Raw genomic sequence first — 7,323 nt, forward strand, 5'->3', positions numbered from 1 at the left:
TCGCACCGGGCCCGGAACAACCCGACCAGCCCGCGGGCGATCCCCGGGTGCGCGGCCAGCACCTCGGCCACATACCCCAGCCCGAACCGGCTCCCCAGCTGGCGGGCGTAGCGCCCGTAGGCGCGCAGCAGCGCCGCCTCCCGCCAGTCCAGCCCGGCCCGCAGCACCAGCGCGCTGAACCGATCCGACTCCGCCGCCCCCGCCCAGGCCGCCCGAAACGCCGCGCAGAACCCGGCCGCCACCCCGGCCGCCTCCCGCCCGGCCAGCCCGCGGCGGGTCGCCTCGTCCAACCGCAACCCGAAGTCGTACAACCAGCACCGGCGACCATCGGGGCGCACGAACTCCGCCGGACGCTCGTCGAGCACCTCCACCCCCAGGTCCTGCAGCAGCGGCAAGATCGCGGTGAGGGTGACCGGCGCGTCGGCGAGATAGAGGGTGAACCGGCGCATGGCGAGATCGCCGGGTTCGGCGCCCTCCGGCGTGTAGAGGCGCACATCGTGGCCGCCGGGCTCCAGCGCGAGGAGCCTGCGCAGATCCTCCACTGCGTCGGCGGGCTCGACCTGCGCCTTGTAGGCCTCCGGGATCCCGGCGAGCAGCGCGGGACCGGCCTGCGGGCCGAACTCGGCGGCAAACCGGTCGTCCCAGGTTCGGATGGCGTCAGTGAGCTCGTCCTGCAATGCGGTGACGCTGGGCAGCGCGAGGTCGCGGGCGTCGTCCGGGAGGTAGACGGTGAAGTGGACGAACGCGAGGCTCGCCTCGCTGACCCGCGCGGAGTAGTCCATCTCGCTGCCGCCGAGCCGGCGTCGTAGCACGTCGGCCATCGCCAACCGCGCCGAGGTCGTGTACCGGTCGCGGGGCAGGTAGACCAGGCAGGAGACGAAGCGGCGGTACGGGTCGGGACGCAGGAAGACCCGCACAACGCGTCGCCCGGCCACCCCGAGCACGCCGACCGCGATGTCGTGCAGGGTCTGCGCGCTCGCCCCGAACAGCTCCTCGCGGGGCAGTACCGAGAGCACCTCGAGCATCCGCTGCCCGGAGTAGGACTCCAGCGGGATCCCGGCGCGGTGGATGGCGTCGCGCACCCGCTGCGCGACGACCGGGATGTCGAGGACGTTCTCCTGCAGCGCGGCAACCGTGAGCATGCCGACGAAGCGGTGCTCGCCGGTGAGCCTGCGCTGCCCGTCGACCGTCCGGACCGCGACGTAGTACGGGTGGGCCGGACGAAGCACCCGGCTGACCGCGCGAGCACGGATGAACAGGAGAAGGTCGGGCGCGGCGGCGGTGGTCGTGTCGGGGGCGAGAGTGCGGGTGGCCAGAGTGTCGCGGCGCAGCACCCCGAGGCCTGAGGCCAGCTGGGGGTACAGCCGCTCGCCCGCGCCGTCGCGCACGGTGTAGTGGCGGTAGCCGAGGAAGGTGAAGTGTCCGTCGACCAGCCACCGCAGCAGCTCGGCGACGTTCGCGGCCCCCTCGGTTCGCGTCTGCGCGAGCAGCTCGTCGGCGAGCCGGCGGGCGCGGTGCACCATTCGGTCGGCGTCCTCGACCACCTCGCGCACGTCCTGAAGGACCTGCCGCAGCTCCCGCTCGAGCGCCTCGCTCCGGCCGGCGAGGAGGCCGAGGTCGAGGTGCATCCAGGACTCGACGAGCGCTCCCGTGGGCGGGTCGGCGGGGTCGGCGTCAGCGAGCACCTCCCGCAGCTCCCCGGTCACCGTTCGATGGACGACGACGATGGGGTGGACGAGTCTGCGAACGTCGTCACCGACCCTGGAGACTCCGGCCAGCACCGAATCCACCAGATAGGGCATGTCGTCTGTGACGATCTCGACGACCGTCGCGCCGTCCCGCTCGGAGACCCGGATCAGCGGCTCGCCCGGAACCCGGCGTCCGGCCAGCTCCCGCTGGGCGCGCACCACCTCCCCGAGGTCTGGGTGCGAGTCACCGATCGTGTGCGCCTGTTCGGCGGTCTGCCGCAGGTAGAGGCGCCGTAGACGGTCGAATTCGGTCTCCGCGTCGCTCTGCTCACCGGTCCGACTCATCAGACGCAGCTCCACTAGGTACGGGGCGGGTGATCGGTTGGCCTCACCCTAGTCCGCCGCCATACCTGCGCTCCGGCGTCGCGACGCCCGGTAATCACATGCCGCGGTAGGCGGCCAGCGCACCGGCGAGCAGATCCGCCAGGCCGAGGTTGGCCAGGTCCGGCTCCGGGTCGGGCGGGGCGGCGTCGTGCTGTGTGTCCGCATCCGGGGTGGTCGCGGCACCGCGATCGGTATCGGCGTGGGTACCGGAATGGGGCCGATCGGTTTTGGTCGCCACGGTGATCGCCGGCAGCGCCGTTGTGGCCTCCGCCGAGGCGCGCCGATGGCGACGTCCCCCGCTGCCCGGCGCGATATCCAGATTGCCGGGACGGAACGGTGGCCTGCCGTCGGTCGCGTGGCGGGTCCCGCGCGATTCGAACGTCGGCGCGGGGTCCGCCCCTGCGGTCTCCTCGCCGGCGTGCGACGGCCCAAGCTTCTGCAGTATCTCGACGCCCGGTGCGTCCGCCGCGCCGGCCGTGGTGGCCCGTAACACCACGCCTTCCAGCTCATCAGCCGCTGGGAGACCATCGACGAGGTCACCGAGCACGCTGCGCAACCAGCCGTCCGCGGAGGCGCGGCTCGACGCCGGCAGGACGACGCCGACCGCATCGGGGCCCTCGTCGCGCACTCTCGCACCGGGCGGTAGGTCGCCGCCGAGTCTTCGCCCCACCCTCCGCATCGCAGCGCGGGCGGCGCGACCGGTCACCCGCGTGTCGCCCGCGACCAGTTCCAGCACGACCACCAGCCCCGGCTCCGGAGGATCGGGCTCGGCAGCCGGCTCCGCGCTGCTCGCCATGGGGACGCCCCAGACCCTGTCGATCTCCGCGATGGCCCCGGTCAACCAGTCACCGGCCGCCCGTGCGGGATCGGCCGGCGGCCCTTCCGCGGTACCGCCATCCCAGGCGTCCGCGTCGGTGGACGGCGAGGGAGGTCCCGCGGTGTGGTCGGCCTCGGCCAGGGGCCACCTCCCCTCCGCCAGAGACCCGCTGCTGCGCAGCTCGCTGAGCAGGGCGTCCCCCAGCGGCGATTCGCTCGGCCCGATCGCGGGCTCTGGGGCCGGGGCCCCGTCGGTCCGGGAATCGACCGCCGGCTGCCACGACGATGCTGCCCCGTGCCGACCATCCCCCGGAACGGCGAGCGCGACCGCGGTACGGGTCGGCTCAGTCGTCGTGCGTGGATGCGGGGTCGGTTTCGCCGTCGTCGCGGCGGCGTCCCGGTCTTCCGCGGCCGGCCGCTGGGTGCGGCGGCCAGCGTCGGCAAGCCGGCCGGCCAACGCCCGGAACCGCGCGGTGCGCTCCTGGTCCTGCCGTTCGGCGACCACTCCGAGCCGCATCGACGCGACCGCGACGTCGAGCTGTCCGGCCGCCTCGTGCACTTCCGCCAGCGCGGTCCGGCACGCCGCCTCCAGGGCCGGCACACCGGCGTCGGCCGCCTCCTGCGCCGCTCTGCTGAGCGCGGCGGTCGTCACCGTGGACCGGTTGCCGCCCGTGGTCGCCCTGACCCACATGAGGCGCAGCTGCGCGATCTGCCGGCTGGCGGTGGTCTGTTCCTCGAGCCGGAACTCGATGGATTCCGCCGCCCGCCGCGCCTGCGTTCCGCAGCCGGCGTCGAGCAGCGCCCCGATCCACTGGGTCGCGAATGCGGCCGCCAGGTGATCACCACCGGCCGGCTTGCCTCCGGGATCCGAGGTCCAGCCAAGGCGGCCGAGCATCGCTTCGGCTCGCTCGGCCGCCGCCCCGTTCCGGCCGTGAGCGCGGTCGGCCGCCGTACGCAGCAGCGCGGCGACGGCCGACGCCGGCGTGTCCGGCAGCTCCCCGGCAGCGTCCTCGACGGAGCGGAGGAGGTCGTCGAGCTGATCGGGCCGCCCGGCCAGCGCGGCGCGGGCGTCGTTGACGAGCGCATCGAAGTGGATGTCTGCGGCGGCCCCGGGATCGTCCGCGAGCGGACGACGCAGGGTGTGTGCCAGGCTGCTGTCCCCGCAGTCGTGGGCCACCGCTGCGAGTTCGACCCGCAGTCGCATCGCCGCCGGGTCGGCGAGCAACGCGGCCGCGTCGCAGCCCGGCAACCGGTCGAGGCGTTCGAGGAGGCCGACGGCATCCTGCCGGGCGTCACCGATTGCGGCACGTCCGTGCAACAGCCATGCGGCGCCCTCCGCCCACGAGGACTCGTCCCCTGCCGCCTCGGCGAGCTGCACCACGTACTCGCCGAGTGCGGCGGTGAGCTCCGGTCGCGTCCACTTGAGCGCCGCCGCCGCCCGCAGGAGTGTTCTCCGGGTGTCCTCGCCGCCGGTGCCGAACCCGATCACCGTCACCCGATCACCGCCGTCACACAGCCTCCCGAGGAACCCCGGGGCTACCCCGGGTCAGTCCGGCACGCTCGCGAAGATCACCGCTGTGACGCGGGATCGCTGTTAGTCACGGGTGAGCTTACGATGTGTCACACGGTGTGGGCGTGCGGCCTCGGCCCCGAGTCGCTCGACCTTGTTCTTCTCGTAGGCCTCGAAGTTGCCCTCGAACCAGTACCACGCCGCCGGATTCTCGTCGGTTCCCTCCCACGCAAGGATGTGGGTGACCACGCGGTCCAGGAACCACCGGTCGTGCGAGATGACGACTGCGCAACCCGGGAACTGCTCCAGGGCGTTCTCGAGCGAGCTCAGCGTCTCGACGTCCAGGTCGTTGGTGGGCTCGTCCAGCAGGATGAGGTTGCCTCCCTGCTTCAGCGTCAGCGCGAGGTTGAGCCGGTTCCGCTCGCCACCGGACAGCACGCCGGCTGGCTTCTGCTGGTCCGGACCCTTGAAACCGAATGCGGCGACGTAGGCGCGCGACGGCATCTCGACCTCGCCCACCTTCATGTGGTCCAGCCCCTCGGACACCACCTCCCACACCGTCTTGTTCGGGTCGATGCCAGACCGGTCCTGATCGACATAGGACAGCTTGACCGTCTCGCCGACATGCACCGTGCCCGAATCCGGCTGCTCGAGCCCGACGATCGTCTTGAACAAGGTCGTCTTCCCGACGCCGTTCGGACCGATGACGCCGACGATGCCGTTGCGCGGCAACGTGAAGGTCAGATCCTTGATGAGCTGTCGGCCGTCGAAACCCTTGTCGAGGTGCGAGACCTCAACCACGACGTTGCCCAGCCGCGGACCGGGCGGGATCTGGATCTCCTCGAAGTCCAGCTTGCGGTGCCGGGCCGCCTCCGCCGCCATCTCCTCATAGCGTTCGAGCCGCGACCGGCTCTTCGCCTGCCGGGCCTTCGGGTTCGACCTCACCCAGGCGAGCTCGTCGACGAGACGCTTCCGGAGCTTCGCGTCCTTCCTACCCTGCACCGCCATTCGCTCGGCCTTCTTCTCCAGGTAGGTGGAGTAGTTGCCCTCGTATGGGTAGGTGCGACCCCGGTCGAGCTCAAGGATCCACTGCGCGACGTTGTCGAGGAAGTACCGGTCGTGCGTCACCGCCAGCACGGCACCGGGGTAGGAGGCAAGGAACTGTTCCAGCCACAGCACGCTCTCCGCGTCGAGGTGGTTGGTCGGCTCATCGAGCAGGAGCAGGTCCGGCTTGGAGAGCAGCAGCTTGCAGAGCGCGACGCGGCGCCGCTCACCGCCGGACAGCTGGGTGACCGGCAGGTCGCCCGGCGGACAGCGCAATGCGTCCATCGCCTGTTCGAGCTGGGAGTCGAGATCCCACGCGTCGGCGTGGTCGAGTTCCTCCTGCAGCCGGCCCATCTCGTCCATGAGCTCGTCGGAGTAGTCGGTCGCCATTTGTTCGGCGATGGCGTTGTACCGGTCGAGCTTGACCTTGATCTCGCCGACCCCCTCCTCCACGTTGCCGAGGACCGTCTTCTCCTCGTTCAGCGGTGGTTCCTGCTGGAGGATTCCGACAGTCGCTCCGGGGGAGAGGAGGGCCTCGCCGTTGTTCGGTTGGTCCAAGCCCGCCATGATGCGCAGCACGCTCGACTTACCGGCGCCGTTCGGGCCCACCACACCGATCTTCGCCCCGGGGTAGAAGCTGATCGAGGCATTCTCGAGGATGACCTTGTCGCCGTGCGCAAGGCGCACGTTCTTCATGGTGTAGATGAACTCCGCCACGACGACATGGTAGTTCCGCGCGGTCAGGCCCGGCCGCCCGGTAGCACGCCGACCAGATGGCCGTTGCCCTCGCCGGCCGCCGGTTCGGCGGGGTTCGGCACGTCGATTTCGGCGGTGCCGTCGCCGTGCGAGCGCTCGTCATCGACGACCTCCTCATGGTCGGACGGCACGGGCGTCTTGCGCGGCGAGGTACGGGCCAGGGCGGCGGTGCACCACGACAGGTCGGGGCCGACCGCGTGGGCGTCGATGGAGACGTCGGTGCGCTGGTTGCCGCCCTTGTCCTCGTAGTCGCGGGTCGACAGCCGGCCGTAGACGATGACGGGGTCACCCTTCACGAACGAGGCCCCGACGTTCTGTGCCAGGCCCCGCCACACCGTCACGGACACATACGTCGTCCCCGTTGTCGTCCACGTGCCGTTTGCCCGGTCCAGGCGGCGCTCGTTGCTCGCCACCCGAAAGCTCGCCAACTCGATCCCCTCCGCCGTGCGACGCCGGTTGATGCCCGTGGCGATGTTGCCGACCACCGTCGTCCAGATATCGCTCATCACGCTCTCCCGTCTGTGTTCCCCGGTGACGGGAGCAAGCCTCGCGTGGTAGGTCATCGAAAGGCAGAGCCACTCGATTCTTTGGGGATAACCGGACCTCATTGTGGATAAGTCGGCGGCCGTCGGCACAGACTCGGCGAAAATGTCATCTCGCCGTGCTAGCGGGTGCGGGTGCAAGCCGACGACGACGGCGGCCGGAGCGGCGTGCCCGGTCATCTCAGGGCAGCGCCCGAGGAAATTCCGTGGCAATAAAGAAATGGTCACGGGCCCCTGCCGGTGTGGCGGGGCCCGTGGCCGTTGGGGGTTTGGGGGTCGGCGGTGTCCTACTCTCCCACACCCTGGCGGGTGCAGTACCATCGGCGCTGGAGGGCTTAGCTTCCGGGTTCGGGATGGGACCGGGCGTTTCCCCTCCGCCATCGCCACCGACCGTATTAGCGGTGTCTTTTAGCGGTGTGTTCGGTGTGTGTTTGGTGTGTTCGGGGGGTGGGTTCCCGGCCCGGGGGGGCGGGGTGGTGTGCTCAGGGTCACACAGTGGATGCGAGCAGCGGGTTGGGGTAAGTCCTCGGCCTATTAGTACCGGTCGACTGCACCCCTTGCGGGGCGTCCATCTCCGGCCTAT

The 7,323-nt window shown here is 71.0% G+C and carries 3 protein-coding genes, 1 rRNA gene and 1 pseudogene; all 5 read right to left on the reverse strand.

All coding sequences use genetic code 11. From position 1 onward, the window contains the following. Nucleotides 1–2,033: pseudogene (locus G567_RS0124785) on the reverse strand (NAD-glutamate dehydrogenase); the annotation flags it as partial. Between the two features lie 94 nt (nucleotides 2,034–2,127). Then, on the reverse strand, nucleotides 2,128–4,383 hold the full coding sequence (locus G567_RS0124790; protein ID WP_028932037.1) for a hypothetical protein: 2,256 nt from the start codon (nucleotides 4,381–4,383) through the stop codon (nucleotides 2,128–2,130). Nucleotides 4,384–4,482: 99 nt separating this feature from the next. After that, the gene (ettA, locus tag G567_RS0124795; protein WP_028932038.1) at nucleotides 4,483–6,159 is read right to left on the reverse strand and encodes an energy-dependent translational throttle protein EttA; all 1,677 of its coding nucleotides are present in this window, start codon (nucleotides 6,157–6,159) and stop codon (nucleotides 4,483–4,485) included. Nucleotides 6,160–6,182: 23 nt separating this feature from the next. Next, nucleotides 6,183–6,920: a single-stranded DNA-binding protein gene (gene ssb, locus G567_RS31345; RefSeq protein ID WP_084796436.1), complete on the reverse strand. Its 738-nt coding sequence runs from the start codon at nucleotides 6,918–6,920 to the stop codon at nucleotides 6,183–6,185. 94 nt (nucleotides 6,921–7,014) lie between these two features. Further along, nucleotides 7,015–7,131 (reverse strand): 5S ribosomal RNA (gene rrf / locus G567_RS0124805). Between the last annotated feature and the right edge of the window lie 192 nt (nucleotides 7,132–7,323).

The sequence above is a fragment of the Pseudonocardia asaccharolytica DSM 44247 = NBRC 16224 genome (assembly GCF_000423625.1).
Lineage (GTDB): Bacteria > Actinomycetota > Actinomycetes > Mycobacteriales > Pseudonocardiaceae > Pseudonocardia > Pseudonocardia asaccharolytica.